This window comes from Serratia plymuthica, from assembly GCF_018336935.1.
Taxonomy (GTDB): domain Bacteria; phylum Pseudomonadota; class Gammaproteobacteria; order Enterobacterales; family Enterobacteriaceae; genus Serratia; species Serratia plymuthica_B.
Map to the genome: position 1 here is coordinate 439264 of NZ_CP068771.1, position 17261 is coordinate 456524.

The 17261-nt window shown below is 56.4% G+C and carries 14 protein-coding genes and 1 other annotated feature; of the genes, 10 read left to right on the forward strand and 4 right to left on the reverse strand.

Annotated elements, in window-relative coordinates; all coding sequences use genetic code 11:
• Positions 1-38 precede the first annotated feature (38 nt).
• Positions 39-755, reverse strand: a complete 717-nt coding sequence (gene arcA, locus JK621_RS02100; RefSeq protein WP_004949989.1) for a two-component system response regulator ArcA — start codon at positions 753-755, stop codon at positions 39-41.
• A gap of 631 nt (positions 756-1386) precedes the next feature.
• On the opposite strand from arcA, the gene JK621_RS02105 reads away from it, so the two are divergent.
• The 5 genes from JK621_RS02105 (at position 1387) to thrC (ending at position 7119) form a co-directional block, all read left to right on the forward strand.
• Positions 1387-2073, forward strand: a complete 687-nt coding sequence (locus JK621_RS02105) for a tRNA/rRNA methyltransferase (RefSeq protein WP_212558448.1) — start codon at positions 1387-1389, stop codon at positions 2071-2073.
• Positions 2074-2284: 211 nt separating this feature from the next.
• Complete coding sequence (gene thrL, locus JK621_RS02110) at positions 2285-2353, forward strand: thr operon leader peptide (RefSeq protein ID WP_100220745.1); 69 nt, start codon at positions 2285-2287, stop codon at positions 2351-2353.
• Positions 2292-2410 (forward strand) — a sequence feature (Thr leader region). It overlaps the preceding gene by 62 nt.
• A 25-nt stretch (positions 2411-2435) precedes the next feature.
• A complete protein-coding gene (gene thrA / locus JK621_RS02115; protein ID WP_212558449.1) occupies positions 2436-4895 on the forward strand; it encodes a bifunctional aspartate kinase/homoserine dehydrogenase I in 2460 nt (819 codons plus the stop codon).
• A gap of 1 nt (position 4896) precedes the next feature.
• Positions 4897-5826: a homoserine kinase gene (gene thrB / locus JK621_RS02120; protein WP_212558450.1), complete on the forward strand. Its 930-nt coding sequence runs from the start codon at positions 4897-4899 to the stop codon at positions 5824-5826.
• 3 nt (positions 5827-5829) lie between these two features.
• Positions 5830-7119, forward strand: coding sequence for a threonine synthase (gene thrC, locus JK621_RS02125; RefSeq protein WP_212558451.1), 1290 nt, complete (start codon positions 5830-5832; stop codon positions 7117-7119).
• Between the two features lie 57 nt (positions 7120-7176).
• Here thrC and yaaA read toward each other — a convergent pair whose 3' ends face one another.
• Both yaaA and JK621_RS02135 read right to left on the reverse strand, forming a co-directional pair.
• Positions 7177-7950, reverse strand: coding sequence for a peroxide stress protein YaaA (yaaA, locus tag JK621_RS02130; protein WP_212558452.1), 774 nt, complete (start codon positions 7948-7950; stop codon positions 7177-7179).
• Between the two features lie 264 nt (positions 7951-8214).
• On the reverse strand, positions 8215-9639 hold the full coding sequence (locus tag JK621_RS02135; RefSeq protein WP_212558453.1) for an alanine/glycine:cation symporter family protein: 1425 nt from the start codon (positions 9637-9639) through the stop codon (positions 8215-8217).
• A gap of 381 nt (positions 9640-10020) precedes the next feature.
• Here JK621_RS02135 and tal point away from each other — a divergent pair, with 381 nt between their 5' ends.
• The 3 genes from tal (at position 10021) to JK621_RS02150 (ending at position 13132) form a co-directional block, all read left to right on the forward strand.
• Entirely contained in the window at positions 10021-10974 is a 954-nt protein-coding gene (gene tal, locus JK621_RS02140) for a transaldolase (RefSeq protein WP_126480147.1), read from the forward strand.
• 138 nt (positions 10975-11112) lie between these two features.
• Complete coding sequence (mog, locus tag JK621_RS02145) at positions 11113-11700, forward strand: molybdopterin adenylyltransferase (RefSeq protein ID WP_212558454.1); 588 nt, start codon at positions 11113-11115, stop codon at positions 11698-11700.
• Positions 11701-11824: 124 nt separating this feature from the next.
• Complete coding sequence (locus JK621_RS02150) at positions 11825-13132, forward strand: MFS transporter (protein WP_212558455.1); 1308 nt, start codon at positions 11825-11827, stop codon at positions 13130-13132.
• A gap of 45 nt (positions 13133-13177) precedes the next feature.
• Here JK621_RS02150 and satP read toward each other — a convergent pair whose 3' ends face one another.
• Complete coding sequence (gene satP, locus JK621_RS02155) at positions 13178-13777, reverse strand: acetate uptake transporter (protein ID WP_212558456.1); 600 nt, start codon at positions 13775-13777, stop codon at positions 13178-13180.
• Positions 13778-14102: 325 nt separating this feature from the next.
• Here satP and dnaK point away from each other — a divergent pair, with 325 nt between their 5' ends.
• Both dnaK and dnaJ read left to right on the forward strand, forming a co-directional pair.
• The gene (dnaK, locus tag JK621_RS02160) at positions 14103-16016 is read left to right on the forward strand and encodes a molecular chaperone DnaK (protein ID WP_212558457.1); all 1914 of its coding nucleotides are present in this window, start codon (positions 14103-14105) and stop codon (positions 16014-16016) included.
• Positions 16017-16122: 106 nt separating this feature from the next.
• Positions 16123-17250: a molecular chaperone DnaJ gene (gene dnaJ, locus JK621_RS02165; RefSeq protein ID WP_212558458.1), complete on the forward strand. Its 1128-nt coding sequence runs from the start codon at positions 16123-16125 to the stop codon at positions 17248-17250.
• The last annotated feature ends 11 nt before the right edge of the window (positions 17251-17261 follow it).

Consider the following 17261-nt stretch of genomic DNA (forward strand, 5'->3'; position numbering starts at 1 on the left):
GTTCAATTGAACCCCTGATGTTTTTAGAACGGGAGGAATTACTCTTCCAGATCGCCGCAGAAACGGTAGCCTTCACCGTGAATGGTGGCGATGATTTCCGGCGTATCCGGGGTGGATTCGAAGTGCTTGCGGATACGGCGAATGGTCACGTCTACGGTACGGTCATGCGGTTTCAGCTCACGGCCGGTCATTTTTTTCAGCAGCTCGCCACGGGATTGGATCTTGCCCGGGTTTTCGCAGAAGTGCAGCATGGCGCGGAATTCGCTGCGCGGCAGCTTGTACTGCTCGCCCGCCGGGCTGATCAGTGAGCGGCTGTTGATGTCCAACTCCCAACCGTTGAATTTATAGCTTTCTACCAGTCGACGTTCTTCGCCGACGCTGCCCAGGTTCATGGTTCGGGACAGCAGATTACGTGCGCGAATGGTCAATTCGCGAGGATTGAACGGCTTGGTGATGTAGTCATCAGCGCCGATTTCCAATCCGAGGATCTTATCCACTTCATTATCGCGGCCGGTCAGGAACATCAGCGCAACGCTGGCCTGTTCGCGCAGTTCACGCGCCAGCAGCAGGCCATTTTTGCCTGGCAGATTAATGTCCATGATAACCAGATTGATATCATTTTCAGACAGGATGTTGTGCATCTCTGCACCATCATTGGCTTCATGAACAACGTAGCCTTCCGCCTCGAAAATGCTCTTCAGGGTGTTACGAGTGACTAACTCGTCTTCGACAATCAGAATGTGCGGGGTCTGCATATTTGCTACCTAAAATTGCCAACAAAATAGAAAATAGGAAGTACAGAAGTCTTTGTTTTCTTAGACGAGGGCAGAGATAGCGCTCACGTTCCCTCTTACCAAATGACTAAAGTACGTAAACTCGTTCTTGATGCACTTTCCATCTAATGTCAACAAGATCGCTAGCTTGGTGGGGCGGCTATTCCCTACGCCCCAAAGGTGCCAAAACGGCGGTTATCCTAACCCTATTAACAGCAATATAACAGTGCGTGCCGAATTCATCACCCAACAAAACTACGCTTTGTTGACATATATCAAATTCAATTGTAGCACGTTAACAGTTTTGTGAAAAACACTTACAGAACTGCCAGCTTAAGTCACAGGACCACAAATTCTGTCTACGATTCAGCATTGTTGCGCTTAATGGGTTACAATTATGGGCTTATTGATGAAGGCATTATTTTAACGTATTGATTAATAAGAAGAGTAAAAGATAAGTAGTAATAATATCTATTACACTCAATTTATCTGTTCAATAACCCATTTACACATTTCTGTAGCAATTGCCGGGATTTTTGTTGCGCAGTTGTAAATATAATCAGACTGTCCTGAACAGTCAAAAACTCGCGATTCCTCTTTCTGTGGAGTATTGATGCAGCTTCATATTGTTTTAGTGGCTCCGGCACGGCCGGAAAACGTCGGCGCAGCGGCGCGGGCGATGAAAACCATGGGATTCACCTCGTTGCGCATCGTCGACAGCGAAGCGCATCTGCAACCCGCCGCGCGCTGGGTCGCTCATGGAGCGGGGGATATCCTCGACGGCGTGCAAACTTACCCCACTCTGGCACAGGCGTTGGCGGACGTGGACTTCACCGTAGCCACCACGGCCCGCAGCCGTGCGCGTTTCCATTATTACTGTACGCCGCAGCAACTGTTGGGGCAGTTGGGCGAGCGCAGCCAGTGGGTGAACCAGGCTGCGCTGGTGTTTGGTCGCGAAGATTCCGGCCTGACCAATGAAGAGCTGGAACTGGCCGATCTGCTGACCGGCGTACCTATGCAGGCGGACTACCCTTCGCTGAATCTCGGTCAGGCGGTCATGGTGTATTGCTACCAGTTGTCGGAACTGATGAGCGTCAGGGCGCCGCAGGAGACGATGGCCAACGAGGGGCAATTGCGCGCGTTACGTCAGCGCGCCGAAGGATTATTGGGCGCGCTGGGGGTCGGCGATGACCAAAAATTGCGCGATTGGCTGCATCAGCGGCTGGGTGCGCTGCCACAACGGGATACGGCGATGTTGCATACTTTGCTGCATGACATCGAAAAAAAGCTCACAAAGTGATACCCGCAAGTGCCGGCCATTAAGCAGTATGATCCACTGCAAAAGTGCCTTCAGGTTGTTTTTTTGTTCTGTCATTTGGTTTTTCTGCTATCGCATTACTCACCCGTCAGGCAGGGCGGCCAATGAGCAAAAACAAGAAATAATTTGACTTGGGAAAGCGATTGCTTTAACCAATAGAGGGGACAGAGTATTTAATGAGACAGACAGAAAAATGCGAAACATCAGCCTGAATATCACAATTATTACCACCACCGAAACCACAGGTAACGGGGCGGGCTGACGCGTACAGGAAACAAAAGAAAAAAGCCCGCACCTAACCAGTGCGGGCTTTTTTTTCGGCTTAAATTCGGGAGAGATCAGAAATGCGAGTGCTGAAATTTGGCGGAACCTCGGTAGCGAATGCAGAACGTTTTCTGCGCGTTGCCGACATCATGGAAAGTAACGCACGTCAGGGACAGGTGGCCACGGTATTGTCCGCGCCTGCAAAGATCACCAATCACTTGGTGGCGATGATTGAAAAAACGGTGGCCGGGCAAGACATTCTGCCAAATATGAGCGATGCGGAGCGTATCTTCGCCGATCTGCTGAGCGGCCTGGCACAGGCTCTGCCGGGGTTTGAATACGATCGCCTGAAGACCTTTGTCGATCAGGAGTTCGCCCAACTGAAGCAGGTGCTGCACGGCGTAGCGCTGCTGGGGCAGTGCCCGGACAGCGTGAATGCGGCGATTATCTGCCGTGGCGAGAAGCTCTCCATCGCCATCATGGAAGGCGTATTCCACGCCAAAGGTTTCCCGGTGACGGTGATCAACCCGGTAGAGAAGCTGCTGGCGCAGGGGCATTATCTGGAGTCGACGGTGGATATCACCGAATCCACCTTGCGCATCGCCGCCGCAGCTATCCCGGCGGATCACATCGTGCTGATGGCCGGTTTTACCGCCGGTAATGACAAAGGCGAGTTGGTGGTGCTGGGCCGTAACGGTTCCGACTACTCTGCCGCGGTGCTGGCCGCTTGTCTGCGCGCGGACTGTTGCGAGATCTGGACCGACGTCGATGGCGTTTATACCTGCGACCCGCGCACCGTGCCGGACGCCAGGTTGCTTAAATCGATGTCGTATCAGGAGGCGATGGAGCTTTCCTATTTCGGCGCCAGCGTACTTCACCCTCGGACTATCGCCCCGATTGCCCAGTTCCAAATCCCTTGCCTGATCAAAAACACCTCCAATCCGCAGGCCCCCGGCACGCTGATCGGCGGTGAAAATGTGGATAGCGATACCCCGGTAAAGGGCATCACCAATCTGAACAACATGGCGATGATCAACGTTTCCGGGCCGGGGATGAAGGGCATGGTCGGCATGGCCGCGCGGGTGTTCGCCGTCATGTCGCGCACCGGGATTTCGGTGGTGCTGATTACCCAATCCTCTTCCGAGTACAGCATCAGCTTCTGCGTGCCGCAGAGCGAGCTGCGGCGTGCGCGCCGTGCGCTGGAAGACGAATTCTACCTTGAGCTGAAAGACGGTTTGCTCGAGCCGCTGGACGTGATGGAAAAGCTGGCGATTATCTCGGTCGTGGGCGACGGCATGCGCACTCTGCGCGGCATCTCGGCCCGCTTCTTCTCTGCGCTGGCGCGCGCCAATATCAACATTGTCGCCATCGCTCAGGGCTCGTCGGAGCGTTCCATCTCGGTGGTGGTCAGCAACGATTCCGCCACCACCGGCGTTCGCGTCTGCCACCAGATGCTGTTCAATACCGATCAGGTGATTGAAGTGTTTGTCATCGGCGTCGGCGGCGTCGGCGGCGCGTTGATCGAGCAGATTTATCGCCAGCAGCCGTGGCTGAAGCAAAAGCATATCGATCTGCGCATTTGCGGTATCGCCAATTCCCGCGCCATGCTGACCAATGTGCACGGCATTGCTCTGGAGAGTTGGAACGAGGAGCTGGCCGCAGCCAAAGAACCGTTCAATCTTGGCCGCCTGATCCGTTTGGTTAAGGAGTATCACCTGCTGAACCCGGTGATCGTCGACTGTACCTCCAGCCAGGCGGTTGCCGACCAATACGCGGATTTCCTGGCCGATGGTTTCCACGTGGTGACGCCGAACAAGAAGGCCAACACCTCGTCGATGAACTACTATCAACAGCTGCGCACCGCCGCTGCCGGTTCACGCCGCAAGTTCCTGTACGACACCAACGTCGGTGCGGGTTTGCCGGTGATTGAGAACCTGCAAAATCTGCTGAACGCAGGCGATGAGTTGACGCGTTTCTCCGGTATCCTGTCCGGTTCGCTGTCGTTTATTTTCGGCAAGCTGGACGAAGGCATGTCGCTGTCGGCGGCGACCCTGGAGGCCAGGGCCAAAGGGTATACCGAGCCGGATCCGCGTGACGATCTTTCCGGTATGGACGTGGCCCGCAAGCTTTTGATCCTGGCCCGTGAGGCGGGTTACAAGCTGGAGCTGGAGGACATCGAGGTCGAGTCGGCGCTGCCGCCGTCCTTTGACGCCTCCGGAGATGTGGAGGCCTTCCTGGCACGCCTGCCGGAACTGGATAAAGAATACGCCCGCAACGTGGCTAACGCCGCCGAGCAGGGTAAGGTGTTGCGCTATGTCGGCGTGATCGAAGATGGCCGCTGTCAGGTTCGCATTGATGCGGTAGACGGCAACGATCCGTTGTATAAAGTGAAGAACGGTGAGAACGCCCTGGCTTTCTACAGCCGTTACTATCAACCATTACCTTTGGTGCTGCGCGGTTACGGCGCCGGTAATGATGTGACTGCGGCGGGGGTATTTGCCGACCTGTTGCGCACACTGTCATGGAAGTTGGGAGTTTAATATGGTTAAGGTGTATGCACCGGCCTCAATTGGCAACGTCAGCGTCGGCTTCGACGTTCTGGGTGCGGCGGTGTCTCCGATCGACGGCACTCTGTTGGGCGACTGCGTCAGCGTGGAAGCCGCCGAAACGTTCAGCCTGCAAAACGCCGGCCGCTTTGTCAGCAAACTGCCTGACGATCCGAAAGAAAATATCGTCTATCAATGCTGGGAGCGTTTTTGCCAGGAGATAGGCCGGCAGATCCCGGTGGCGATGCGGCTGGAGAAAAACATGCCGATCGGTTCCGGCCTGGGCTCGAGCGCCTGTTCGGTGGTCGCCGGGTTGATGGCGATGAATGAATTCTGCAACCGTCCGCTGGATGAAATGACGCTGCTGGGCCTGATGGGCGAGCTGGAAGGTCGTATTTCCGGCAGCGTGCATTACGACAACGTCGCGCCATGCTACCTGGGCGGCCTGCAGTTGATGCTGGAAGAAGAGGGCTTCATCAGCCAGGAAGTGCCCTGCTTTAAAGACTGGCTGTGGGTGATGGCCTACCCGGGCATCAAGGTGTCCACCGCCGAAGCGCGCGCTATCCTGCCCGCGCAGTACCGCCGTCAGGACTGCATCAGCCATGGTCGCTATCTGGCGGGCTTTATCCATGCCTGCCACACCCAGCAGCCGCGTCTGGCAGCCAAACTGATGCAGGACGTGATTGCCGAGCCGTACCGTACCCGCCTGCTGCCGGGCTTTGCCGACGCGCGCAAGGCCGCGCAGGACATCGGCGCTCTGGCTTGCGGCATCTCCGGCTCCGGCCCGACGCTGTTCGCCGTCTGTGACGATGGCGCCACCGCACAACGCATGGCCGACTGGCTGACCAATCACTATCTGCAAAACGACGAAGGTTTTGTTCATATTTGCCGTCTGGATACCGCAGGCGCACGACTACTGGGATAACGCATGAAACTGTACAACCTTAAGGATCACAACGAGCAGGTCAGCTTCGCGCAGGCGATCAAACAGGGCCTGGGCAAACAGCAGGGGCTGTTTTTCCCGCTGGATCTGCCGGAGTTTGAACTGACCGAAATCGATCACCTGCTGGAGCAGGACTTTGTCACCCGCAGCACCCGAATCCTGTCGGCGTTTATCGGCGATGAAGTGTCGGAAGAGGCGCTGCATAAGCGCGTGGCGGCGGCGTTTGAATTCCCTGCGCCGGTTGCGCAAGTGGAAGACGACATTGCCTGTCTGGAGCTGTTCCACGGCCCGACGCTGGCGTTCAAAGACTTCGGCGGCCGCTTTATGGCGCAGATGCTGGCGGAAGTGGCGGGCGATCAGCCGGTGACCATCCTGACGGCGACCTCCGGCGATACCGGCGCCGCCGTGGCGCACGCTTTCTATGGCCTGAAGAACGTACGCGTGGTCATCTTGTATCCGCAGGGCAAAATCAGCCCGCTGCAGGAAAAACTGTTCTGTACTTTGGGCGGCAATATCCACACCGTGGCGATCGATGGTGACTTCGATGCTTGCCAGGCGCTGGTGAAACAGGCCTTTGACGATCAGGAGTTGAAAGAGGCGCTGCACCTGAACTCGGCAAACTCCATCAATATCAGCCGCCTGCTGGCGCAGATTTGCTACTACTTCGAAGCGGTGGCGCAATTGCCGCAGGAAGCGCGCAATCAACTGGTTATCTCGGTGCCAAGCGGTAACTTCGGCGATCTGACCGCCGGCCTGCTGGCCAAGTCGCTGGGGCTGCCGGTGAAGCGTTTTATCGCTGCCACCAATGCCAACGACACCGTGCCGCGCTTCCTGACCAACGGTCAGTGGCAGCCGCACGCTACGGTCGCTACGCTGTCGAATGCGATGGACGTAAGCCAGCCGAACAACTGGCCGCGCGTGGAGGAGCTGTTCCGCCGTAAAATCTGGCAGTTGAAAGAGCTGGGCCGTGCGGCGGTGAGTGATGAAACCACCAGGGACACCATGCGGGAGCTGGCGCAATTGGGGTATCTCTCAGAACCGCATGCTGCGATTGCTTACCGCGCTCTGCGCGATCAGTTGCAAGAAGGGGAGTTTGGTTTGTTCCTCGGCACTGCGCATCCGGCCAAGTTCAAGGAGAGCGTGGAAGAGATCCTCGGCCAGGAACTGCCGCTGCCGAAAGCGCTGGCGCTGCGTGCCGATTTACCGCTGCTGTCCCACAACCTGCCGGCCGGTTTCGCCGAGCTGCGTAAATTCCTGATGGCTCTGCCGGCCTGATACCGCTCAGCCTAAAAACGAAAGCCGTCATTGCGACGGCTTTTTTTTGCGTTCTTTTTACTGTTCGGGGCGTTTGAACACCAGTTCATTGCCTTTGGAGTCGGCTTCATCAAAGGTGTAGCCTTCCAGATTGAAACCAAGCAGCTGTTCGCGCTGCGTCAGGCGGTTTTTGATGATAAAGCGGCTCATCAACCCACGCGCTTTTTTGGCGTAGAAACTGATCACCTTATATTTGCCGTTTTTCTCGTCGAGAAACACCGGTTTGATCAGCGTACCGTGCAGTTTGGCCGGTTTCACCGATTTGAAGTACTCGTCGGAAGCCAGATTGACCACCAGGTCGTCACCCTGTTGTTCCAGCGCCTCGTTCAACTTTTTGGTGATTTGCTCGCCCCAGAAACCGTACAAATCCTTGCCCTTCGGATTCTCCAGCCTGATGCCCATCTCAAGCCGGTAAGGCATCATCAGATCGAGGGGGCGCAGCACGCCATATAAGCCGGACAGCATCCGCAGGTGCTGTTGAGCGAAATCAAAGTCCTCTTCGCTGAAGTCCTGCGCCTGCAGGCCGGTATACACATCGCCTTTAAACGCCAATAACGCCTGGCGGGCGGTGTCTGGGGTGAATTTAGGCTGCCAGTCGCTGAAGCGAGCGGCATTCAGACCGGCCAGTTTATCGCTGATGCCCATCAGGCTGGAGATTTGTGCCGGCGTCAGTTCGCGGCAGATTTTGATCAGTTGCTTCGACTTGTCCAGCAATTCGGGCTGCGTGAAGCGTTCTGTCGCCAGCGGGCTTTCGTAATCAAGGGTTTTTGCAGGTGAAATAATAACGAGCATGGCCAAATCCTGTTTATCCAAGAACCGATACTGTAGCAAAAAGCGCGAGAAAAAGGGGCAATGGGTCTGATACCCGCCGCCTTTCAAGCTGCAGCGTTGTTGGCCCCAGGCGCTTACTCCAGTAAGCGCCTGGGGCAAGCGACTTTACCGCCTGGCTGTGCCGTACAGGGATGTACAAATGCCGCGAGCGCATGGATGCGCTAGAGCGGCCAACTCGAAATGCATAGGGTATAGGAAGAGAGCAGTGATACACGCCCGCAAAAGTCAGCCTTTATCCCATACGCCAGGTTCAAGCTGGGGTTTCAGCTCGGGAAAACGGTTGGCGTCGAAAGTGGGCAATATCCCCAACTTGCGCTGGCGGTGGTAGTCGTTGGCCAGTTTCAGCGCCACGCGCGACAGCAGCAGGAGAGCCGTCAGGTTGGTGATCGCCATCAGCGCCATCGACGTGTCGGCCATTTTCCACACCACCGGCAGCTCGGCCAGGGCGCCAAACATCACCATACCCAACGCCGCGCAGCGGAAAATCGTCAACCCGGCCGGGTGGTTGTGTTCCAGGAACACCAGATTGCTCTCGGCGTAAGCATAGTTGGCAATGATCGAGGTGAAAGCGAAAAAGAAAATGGCGACGGCGACAAACGGCGCGCCCCAATTGCCGACGGCGGCGGAGAGGGCCCGCTGGGTCATATCGATACCGCTGATGCTGGTTGTCGGCTGATCCAACACGCCGGAGGAGAGAATGATCGCGGCGGTGGCGCTGCAAATAACGATAGTGTCGATGAATACCCCGAGCATTTGCACGTAGCCCTGCGAGGAGGGATGCGGCGGGTAAGGTGATGCGGAGGCTGCCGCATTGGGCGCGGAGCCCATGCCGGCTTCATTGGAGAACAGACCGCGCTGAACGCCCTGGGTCATGGCCTGCGAAATGCCATAGCCGACGGCACCGGCCGCCGCTTCCTGCAGCCCAAAGGCGCTCTTGACCACCAGCGTGAGGATTGCCGACATCTGATCAATGTTGTGGCCAATCACCCAGAAAGCCAGCAGCAGATAGGCACCGGCCATCAGCGGTACTATTCGTTCGGCCACGCGCGCGACGGAACGGATGCCGCCGAAGATCACGATGCCGCTGAGCAACACCAGACCGATCCCCACATGCAGCGGCTTCGCGTTGAACGCGATGGCGGAGGCTTGGGCGATGGAGTTGGCCTGGACGCCATTAAACACCAGCCCGAAGGCGATGATCAGGAAAAGGGAGAACAGCACGCCCATCCAGCGCATGCCCAGGCCCTTTTCCATATAGTAAGCCGGGCCACCGCGGTAATTGCCTTGATCGTCTTTGGTTTTGTAGAGCTGGGCGAGGCTGCTTTCAACGAACGAGGTAGCCATGCCGATAAACGCCACGATCCACATCCAGAAGATAGCCCCTGGGCCGCCGGCGGTGAGGGCTATCGCCACGCCGGTCAGGTTACCGGTACCGACGCGCGCCGCCAGGGTGGTACACAGCGCCTGAAAAGAAGAGATGCCTGCGCTGTCGCTTTTGTTGCTGTGCTTCAGTACCGAAAACATGTGGCTGAAATGGCGAACCTGAATAAAGTGGGTACGCAGGGTGAAATAAATGCCCGTACCCAGCAGCAAATAAATCAGCACCGAACCCCACAAAACGGCGTTTATAAAATCTATCAGGTCCGTCACGGATCCCTCCTGGTTGAAATTTATTGCGCACCGCACAGTATCCACTGCGGGTGAAAATACCTTGAGCGTGTTTTTACAAGAGCTTAGCCGAGAGTCGTCGGATTCAGATGAATTGAGATTTTTCTCATCTCTGCGCCGCTATCGCCTAATTTGGCGAGAATTTAACATAATTCATTTCATCGATAGCACGTTATTGCCTTTTCATTAGTTCGGAAATGACGAAAGATATCTGCGTAAACGGTTGCTCGCCCAAGGAAAAAACCAACGCCGCCTGGCCGCGATTTTCCAGCCTTGCACCGGGCCTTGCGCATGTTATTATCAAGGCAGGGCATGGTTGAACGATGCCAAAAGTTCATGCACAAACGATGAGATAATGCCAACATGACCGATAAATTAACTTCCCTGCGCCAGCTTACTACTGTGGTTGCGGACACGGGCGATATCGCGGCAATGAAGCTGTATCAACCGCAAGACGCCACAACCAATCCTTCGCTGATCCTCAATGCAGCTCAAATTCCTGAATACCGTAAACTGATTGACGAAGCCGTTGCCTGGGCGCGCGAGCAGAGCAGCGATCGCGAACAGCAGATTGCCGATGCCGCCGACAAGCTGGCCGTCAACATCGGTCTGGAAATCCTTAAATTGGTTCCGGGCCGTATCTCCACAGAAGTGGACGCACGCCTGTCCTACGACACCGTAGCCAGCGTTGCCAAGGCCAAGCGCCTGATCAAACTGTACAACGATGCCGGCATCAGCAACGATCGCATCCTGATCAAACTGGCTTCTACCTGGCAGGGCATCCGCGCAGCGGAACAGCTGGAAAAAGAAGGCATCAACTGTAACCTGACCCTGCTGTTCTCCTTCGCTCAGGCGCGTGCCTGTGCTGAAGCCGGCGTGTTCCTGATTTCTCCGTTCGTTGGCCGTATCCTCGACTGGTACAAAGCCAATGGCGACAAGAAAGAGTTCGCGCCAAACGAAGATCCGGGCGTGGTTTCCGTGACCGAGATCTACCAGTACTACAAAGAGCACGGCTACAAGACCGTGGTGATGGGCGCCAGCTTCCGTAACGTGGGCGAAATCATTGAACTGGCCGGTTGCGACCGTCTGACCATTGCCCCTGCGCTGCTGAAAGAGTTGGCAGAGAGCGAAGGCGCACTGGAGCGTAAACTGGCTTACACCGGCGAAGTGAAAGCGCGCCCTGCTGCGCTGACCGAGCCTGAGTTCTACTGGCAGCACAACCAGGATCCAATGGCGGTTGAGAAACTGACCGACGGTATCCGCAAGTTTGCCGTAGACCAGGGCAAGCTGGAAAAAATGATCGCCGATCTGCTGTAATTACCGCAATCAGCGCGAAAAAGGTGGCTCAGGCCGCCTTTTTTTATGCTCGCTGCGCCCGGCGGAGGGCAGACACTTTATACTCTCAGGATTAATAACAGGATGGGAAGTGAACCCATCAGGCTGTAGAGGTTACGCATGGACATATTACGTATTGGTTTGGTTTCTGTTTCCGACCGCGCTTCCGGCGGCGTTTACCAGGATAAAGGCATTCCGGCATTGGAAGAGTGGCTGACCGCCGCACTCGCCTCACCCTTTAAAGTGGAAACCCGCCTGATCCCCGATGAGCAGACGCTTATCGAACAGACCCTGTGCGAGCTGGTGGACGAGATGGGCTGCCATCTGGTGTTGACCACCGGCGGTACCGGCCCGGCCCGGCGCGACGTGACGCCTGATGCCACCCTGGCGATAGCCGATCGCGTGATGCCCGGCTTCGGCGAGCAAATGCGGCAAATCAGCCTACACTATGTGCCAACGGCAATTCTTTCGCGTCAGGTGGGGGCGATCCGCAAACAGGCGCTGATCATCAACCTGCCCGGGCAGCCGAAGTCGATCAAGGAAACGCTGGAAGGGGTGAAGGATGAGCAGGGCAAGACGGTGGTGCACGGCATTTTCGCCAGCGTGCCTTATTGCATTCAACTGCTCGAAGGGCCTTATGTGGAAACGCAGGAGACGGTGGTAGCAGCATTTCGCCCGAAGAACGCGCGCCGCGAGATAAACCTCTAAATTTCAGCAATCTGTGAGATTAGCTTCAGTCCGTCTGGTGTGAAAATAATTTGCCGCTATAGTAAGAATTCGTTTACAGAAAGCCTGCGGCTTTTATTTCTACGGCCTTTTCCGACGGTACCCTATGCCTCACGATAATAATCGCCGGTTAAACCGGCAAGACTACAAAACTCTGACGTTGGCTGCCCTCGGCGGTGCGCTGGAGTTTTATGACTTCATCATTTTCGTCTTCTTTGCCGCGGTGATGGGTGAGCTGTTTTTCCCGGCGGACATGCCGGAATGGCTGCGACAGGTTCAGACCTTCGGTATCTTCGCCGCCGGTTATCTGGCCCGGCCGCTGGGCGGCATCGTGATGGCGCATTTCGGCGATCGGGTTGGCCGCAAAAAAATGTTCAGCCTGAGTATTCTGCTGATGGCGTTACCGACCCTGGCGATGGGCCTGTTGCCCACCTACGCCAATATCGGCATTGCCGCGCCGCTGTTACTGTTGCTGATGCGCGTGTTGCAAGGGGCGGCGATTGGCGGTGAAGTGCCGGGCGCCTGGGTATTTGTCGCTGAGCATGTGCCGCGCCGCCGTATCGGCTTCGCCTGTGGCACGCTGACCGCCGGGCTGACCGTCGGCATTCTGCTGGGATCGCTGGTCGCGACGGTGCTCAACACCACATTAAGCCAACAAACCATTCTCGGCGGCGGCTGGCGCATCCCGTTCCTGCTCGGCGGTATCTTCGGGCTGGTGGCGATGTATTTGCGCCGCTGGCTGCAGGAAACGCCCATCTTCGTCGAGATGCAGGCGCGCAAAGCGCTGGCCAGTGAGCTGCCGCTCAAATCCGTGGTGCTTAATCATCGCAAGGAAGTGGCGGTTTCTATGCTGCTCACCTGGCTACTGTCCGCCGGTATCGTGGTGGTCATTCTGATGACGCCAACCTACCTGCAAAAGCAGTTTGGCATCGCCCCGGCGCTGTCGCTGCAGGCTAACAGCATTGCCACCATCATGCTGATTGCCGGGTGCATTGCCGCCGGGCTGTCGGCGGATCGCTTCGGTGCCAGTAAAACCTTTATCGTCGGCAGTTTATTGCTGGCCGGCTGCAGCTGGCTGTTCTATCGGACGGTGGGGGCGCATCCGGAAATGCTGTTCGCCGGTTACGCTCTGGTGGGCTTCAGTGTTGGGGTCGTAGGCGCGGTGCCTTACGTGATGGTGCGGGCTTTTCCGGCGGAAGTGCGATTTACCGGGATTTCGTTCTCATACAATGTTGCATACGCTGTTTTTGGTGGTTTAACCCCAATATTTGTGACGCTGATCATGAAATTAACCCCGTTAGCGCCTGCTTACTACGTGCTGGCGTTGTCCGGCATCGGGTTGCTGCTGGGCATCTACCTGCACCGCGATTTAAACAGTGAAACCAAGGCGCAACGCGCCGGTTCCTACAGCTAAAAAAAACCCTGCGTCGCAGGGTTTTTTGTTTCAGGCCAAAGGCAATTACGCCGTTGCCAGAGTGGGCTCCGCACGTTTGGCCGTCACTTGGCCAATCGGCAGCACCGTGCGACCGAACTGCTCGTTGAGCACTTCCGCCATGGCCAGGTAAATGGCGCTGGCGCCGCAAATCACCCCTTCATAGCCGGCAAAGTTCAGCAGCGCGTGGTTGCCGGTGATGTTGCCAATCGCCAGCAGGGCGAACAGCAGCGTCAGGCTGGCAAAGATGAACTGCAGCGCACGGTTGGCGCACAGCGTGCCGAAGAACATGAACAGGGTGAAAACGCCCCACAGCGCCAGATAGACGCCCAATACGGTCGCGTCGGTCGGTTCGGCCAGGCCCAGGCGCGGCAGCAGCAGAATGCCGACCAGGCTCAGCCAGAAGCTGCCGTAGGAGATAAAGGCAGTCATGCCGAAGGTATTGCCCTTCTTGTATTCCAGCAGGCCGGCCATAATCTGGGCCAGGCCACCGAAGAAAATCCCCATGCTGATGATGACGGAGGTCAGTGGGAAAAAGCCCGCGTTGTGCAGGTTCAGCAAGACGGTGGTCATCCCGAAGCCCATCAGGCCGAGCGGGCCGGGATTTGCCAACTTGTTGGTGTGCATATGTCCTCTGCGATAACAGAAAGTTAACGGAAATAGCTAAGTAAATTCATAAATGGTCTGAATGGCCGAAAAACCCGTAACTTCCATCAGAGCGCGCGGCATCATAATGATCCCCTGAGCAGGAAACAATGATCTGAGTGACGATAAAAAAGAAATTTTTTTCACCTTGCCCCTTGATGCTGAGTTGGATGGCCCCATCTTATTTGCAACCGCAGTTGCTGACCGCGGGAAAGACTGAGATAGCGGGCAGTTGAAAAGCAAAAAATCGCCCGCATATAGGTTAGCAACCTGACCGAATTATGAATTTATTAGTGGAGACGTTTAGATGGGCAAAATTATTGGTATCGACCTGGGGACTACCAACTCCTGCGTAGCAATTATGGATGGTGGTAAGGCGCGCGTGCTGGAAAACGCCGAGGGCGACCGCACAACTCCTTCTATTATCGCCTACACCCAAGACGGTGAGATTCTGGTTGGTCAGCCGGCTAAGCGTCAGGCTGTGACTAACCCACAAAATACCCTGTTTGCGATCAAGCGCCTGATTGGCCGTCGTTTCCAGGACGAAGAAGCACAGCGTGATAAAGACATCATGCCGTACCAAATCGTGGCGGCGGATAACGGCGACGCCTGGATCGAAGTGAAAGGCCAGAAAATCGCGCCTCCGCAGATTTCTGCTGAAGTGCTGAAGAAAATGAAGAAAACGGCGGAAGATTACCTGGGTGAACCGGTAACTGAAGCGGTTATCACCGTACCTGCCTACTTCAACGACGCACAGCGTCAGGCGACCAAAGACGCCGGCCGTATCGCAGGTCTGGAAGTAAAACGCATCATCAACGAACCAACGGCTGCGGCTCTGGCTTACGGCCTGGACAAAGAAGTCGGCAACCGCACCATCGCGGTTTATGACCTGGGCGGCGGTACTTTCGATATTTCCATTATCGAAATCGACGACGTTGACGGCGAAAAAACCTTCGAAGTTCTGGCAACCAACGGTGATACCCACCTGGGTGGCGAAGACTTCGACAGCCGTCTGATCAACTACCTGGTTGAAGAATTCAAGAAAGAACAGGGTATGGATCTGCGTAAAGATCCGCTGGCAATGCAGCGTCTGAAAGAAGCCGCAGAGAAAGCGAAGATTGAGCTGTCTTCCGCTCAGCAGACCGACGTCAACCTGCCGTACATCACGGCGGACGCGAGCGGCCCGAAACACATGAACATCAAAGTGACCCGCGCCAAACTCGAGTCGCTGGTCGAAGATCTGGTTGCGCGTTCCATCGAGCCGCTGAAAGTTGCGCTGAAAGACGCAGGCCTGTCGGTTTCCGACATTCAGGACGTGATCCTGGTGGGCGGCCAGACCCGTATGCCAATGGTTCAGAAGAAAGTGGCTGATTTCTTCGGTAAAGAACCGCGTAAAGACGTTAACCCGGACGAAGCCGTTGCGGTGGGTGCTGCGGTACAGGGCGGCGTGTTGGCCGGTGATGTGAAGGACGTTCTGCTGCTGGACGTTACCCCGCTGTCGCTGGGTATCGAAACCATGGGCAGCGTGATGACTCCGCTGATCACCAAAAACACCACTATCCCGACCAAGCACAGCCAGGTGTTCTCTACCGCTGAAGACAACCAGTCTGCGGTAACCATCCATGTGCTGCAGGGTGAGCGTAAACGCGCTAACGATAACAAGTCGCTGGGCCAATTCAACCTGGACGGCATCCAGGCTGCTCCACGCGGTATGGCGCAGATCGAAGTGACCTTCGATATCGACGCCGACGGTATTTTGCACGTGTCTGCCAAAGACAAGAATACCGGCCGTGAGCAGAAAATCACCATCAAGGCTTCTTCCGGTCTGAACGAAGAAGAAATCCAGAAAATGGTGCGCGATGCCGAACTGAACGCCGAAGCTGACCGTAAGTTCGAAGAGCTGGTGCAGACCCGTAACCAGGCCGATCACCTGATCCACGGCACCCGCAAGCAGTTGGAAGAAGCAGGCGACAAACTGCCGGCGGAAGATAAAACGGCTATCGAAGCGGCGCTGAAAGATCTGGAAGCTGCGGTTAAAGGCGAAGACAAAGCCGATATCGAAGCCAAGACCCAGGCGCTGGTGCAGGTTTCCGGCAAGCTGCTGGAAATGGCTCAGGCGCAGCAGGCTCAGCAAGGCGCTGATGCCGGTGCCGACAACGCGGCGCAGAAAGACGACGACGTGGTTGACGCTGAGTTCGAAGAAGTCAAAGACAAGAAATAATCGCCCTTAAGCGGGCACGGAACGGCCGTCAGGCCGTTACCGGAAACCAGCACGGGCGTCGAGGCAACTCTACGCCCGTGCACGCATGTTAAGGGTAAGAGAAATAATGGCGAAGAAAGACTATTACGAGATTCTCGGCGTCTCCAAGACGGCGGAAGAGCGTGAGATAAAAAAGGCGTACAAGCGCCTGGCGATGAAATACCATCCTGACCGCAACCAGGAGAAAGACGCCGAAGCCCAATTTAAAGAGGTCAAGGAAGCCTACGAGGTCCTGACCGACGAGCAAAAGCGTGCGGCCTACGATCAATACGGCCATGCCGCCTTTGAACAGGGTGGCATGGGCGGCGGCGGATTTGGCGGCGGTGGCGCCGACTTCAGCGATATCTTTGGCGACGTATTCGGCGACATCTTCGGTGGTGGCCGCCGAAGCCGCGCCAGCCGCGGTTCCGATCTGCGCTACAACATGGAGCTCTCCCTCGAGGAAGCGGTTCGTGGCGTTACCAAAGAGATCCGCATCCCGACGCTGGAAGAGTGTGGTGTTTGCCACGGCAGCGGCGCGAAACCCGGCAGTTCGCCGGTCACCTGTCCGACCTGTCATGGCCAGGGCCAGGTGCAAATGCGCCAGGGCTTCTTTACCGTGCAGCAGGCCTGTCCGCACTGTCATGGCCGCGGTCAGATCATCAAAGACCCTTGCAACAGCTGCCATGGCCACGGCCGCGTAGAGAAAGCCAAAACGCTGTCGGTGAAAATCCCGGCCGGCGTAGATTCCGGTGACCGCATCCGCCTGGCGGGTGAGGGTGAAGCGGGTGAGCATGGCGCACCGGCGGGCGATCTGTACGTTCAGGTTCAGGTGAAAGCGCACCCGATCTTCGAGCGCGAAGGCAATAACCTGTACTGCGAAGTGCCGATTAACTTCGCGATGGCGGCATTGGGCGGCGAGATTGAAGTGCCGACGCTGGATGGCCGCGTGAAGCTGAAAGTACCGGCAGAAACCCAGACGGGCAAACTGTTCCGCATGCGCGGCAAGGGTGTCAAATCCGTGCGTGGCGGCAGCCAGGGTGACCTGCTGTGCCGCGTGGTGGTGGAGACCCCGGTTAACCTGAACGACAAGCAGAAGCAGTTGCTGAAAGAGCTGGAAGAGAGCCTCGGTGGCCCATCCGGCGACAAAAACAGCCCGCGCTCGAAGAGCTTCTTCGACGGTGTGAAAAAGTTTTTTGACGATTTGACGCGTTAATTTACTGTTTT